Below are 2,398 nucleotides of genomic sequence, written 5' to 3' on the forward strand. Positions count from 1 at the left end.
CCGGCCAGCCAGGCCGCCTGTCTCGCTCACGGATGCCGGCTCCGTTGCGATGCGGTGCGCTCCTCAGCGGGGCCGTATGCGATCAGCCAATTCCGCAGATCAGTACGAGCGCGGTGAGTAACAAACTCGCCGATCAGCAACAACTCGTGCTTGAGGTGGCGACGCACCGCCGGCCTGCGCTGATCGCAGGTCAGGTGGTGAGTGCCGGTCAGTGGTTCGCGGTCTTGAAAGCGACGGCGATGCTGGTGCGGCTCGGGGTGCCGGAGGTTCTCCCTCTGTTGGATGTGACTCTGGATGGTCAGGGCGCACTGGCCGCAGAGGTTGGTGGACAGCGGTGGAACCGGGCGGGGCCTGTGGGCCGCTTCGGGATGGCAGAGAGGGGCCGGGATTCCCTGAAGGAGGTGTACAAGAAGCTCGAAAAGGATTACTTCAATCCGAAATTCGGCTTCTTCATCGATGTGGAGGCGTCGGGGGAGAGAGCCGCGAACGGCAAGTTCGTGAGCTCGTTCGCCTTCAAGGCCGGATTCGGTTACTCGGCCAGCTTCGGCGGCGTCTATCTCACGGCCAGCGGGGCCTCCGAATACCACACGTGGTGATGTACAGATGATGTCGTGACGGGAGTTCGAACCGACCGGCCCTCGCCACACGGCTTCCGTGGCGAGGGCCGGACCCCTGATCCGGCCGCTCGGATCGGCCTGGGGAGGGAGACGGACCCCTCGTCACGGGAGTCTGTGTTGATCAGCTCGTCGGTGGCGGTCAGCGGCCAAGTGTCGGCGCGGGTGAGCAGGCGGATCTGGCAGCCGTGATGTCTCGATCAGCCCACAAAAGCCTTCCACGTCCATCAGGTCCAACGGCGGACGGCACTGGGTGGGGTGCATGTCCCGATCGTGCTCCACGTCGGGTCGGGACTATGAGAAGCCCCAGACTCCCGGCATGTGCCGTGATCTAGGGCTTGCCTTTTGTCCTGTCTCGCGAGACATGGCGTGTTTCGTTGATCGGTCTCACCTGGTTGGCGCAACGACCCGTCGGGCAAGGCTCCCGCCGCGCCGAAGAAGGATGCGTGGTTCCCGGGCCTGGCAATTTCGTGATCACAAGCAAGACGCCTTCGAGTGCACGGCCACAGATGGCTGCCGCGCAGCTGCTCCGTTTACGATCACCACAACCGTGTTCAGGACGATCAGGAGGAGGCCGCATGTCAGTCAGCGGTTCACGTTCGAAAGCCTTGGCGTTCGTCGGCGTCCTCACAGCCGCAGTCGTCGTGATAGTGGCAATCGTGGCCTTCCGCGGCAGCGATGACCAGCGATTCATCCGCTCGGCGGCAGAGATGGAGGCGTTCGCACGCACAATAAGGGACGGCGACCGACTCGGCCCCCGCACCGTCGGCGGGATGGACTTTGAGGAGGTCCGGCGTGAGCACGGCGTCGTCGTTTTCCAACAAGGCGAGGCACTGGCCAGCCCCTACGGCTACGCCTGGAGTCCGCAGGGCGATCCAGCTCCAATCCTCGGGGACGTGGAGTGGTCGGAGGATCACGTCGATCACTATTTCGAGCACCTGGAGGGCGCCTTCTACTCCTGGCAGGGAAGGCGCTGACAGGCAGCCTGGATCCCCAGGGCGAGGGACCAGGCGCGGTGCCTGCCACAGCCGCGTCGGCACCGCAGCTTTTCATGATCACGAGCCGTGATCTGAGACATTCGACCTGCCACGCCATGATCCTGAGACCGCCATCACCCCTGAATGTCTCAGTCGACTTGGCGTCCACCAGGTCACGCCTTCTCCCGCACGCCAACTTGATTGAGAAGAGACATCTGGGGCTGCTGGGAAGCCTGGTTGTCCGTTCTCACTGGCCCCTTCAGCGTCTCACTGTGTTGCGCGCAGATCTGGGGAATTCTCAGGCGGCGGCCTAGCTGACGGCCTGGTTCGCCTGGTTTGCACCAGTCTGGGCTGATGTGAGCGTCATCGGAGTTGGTGTTTCTCATCACTGTCTGGCCGGGGCCGAGGCGATCATGACCATGCCCGTCGCACGCACATGCCGAGTTCAGGGTGTGTGTGGGAGCGTGGACGCGATTTGGGTCGTGCCGATGAGTTTTGTGCGGATCCGTGGTCGATACGGCTGGACACACCGACAGCGGTGGGCCTGTGCTGGGAACGTCCAGCGCGGGAGGAAGCATATGGAGGCAGTGATGAGCGTCGACGACTCCAAGCAGGAGCACACCATCCGGACTGGCGAGCAGGGGACGCGGGTGAGCGGTCCCAGGGTGTTGGTGGTGGGGGCGAGCATCGCGGGACCCGCGCTGGCCCACTGGCTGCGCCGGCGGGGGGCCGAGGTGACCGTGGTGGAGCGGGCTCCTGAGCTGCGTCCCGGCGGGCAGGCGGTGGATGCGCGCGGGGTCGCCAAGG

3 protein-coding genes are annotated in these 2,398 nt (G+C 64.6%); all 3 read left to right on the plus strand.

All coding sequences use genetic code 11. The features are described 5' to 3' along the window. Window positions 1-596: hypothetical protein (locus AB0J09_RS62465; protein ID WP_360713657.1), on the plus strand; the 596-nt coding region annotated here is incomplete at its 5' end. Between the two features lie 596 nt (window positions 597-1,192). Further along, window positions 1,193-1,591 (plus strand): hypothetical protein, encoded by a 399-nt coding sequence (locus AB0J09_RS62470; protein WP_360713659.1) that lies wholly within the window; start codon window positions 1,193-1,195, stop codon window positions 1,589-1,591. Window positions 1,592-2,181: 590 nt separating this feature from the next. Beyond that, window positions 2,182-2,398 (plus strand): NAD-binding protein (locus AB0J09_RS62475; RefSeq protein WP_360713661.1); only part of this gene is annotated, 217 nt, incomplete at its 3' end.

It is taken from the genome of Nonomuraea sp. NPDC049784 (genome assembly GCF_040659615.1).
GTDB lineage: Bacteria > Actinomycetota > Actinomycetes > Streptosporangiales > Streptosporangiaceae > Nonomuraea.

What these genes read in the sequence shown, in the direction of transcription:
- AB0J09_RS62470 (WP_360713659.1), top strand. Translation starts at nt 1,193, where the DNA reads ATGTCAGTCAGCGGTTCACGTTCGAAAGCCTTGGCGTTCGTCGGCGTC.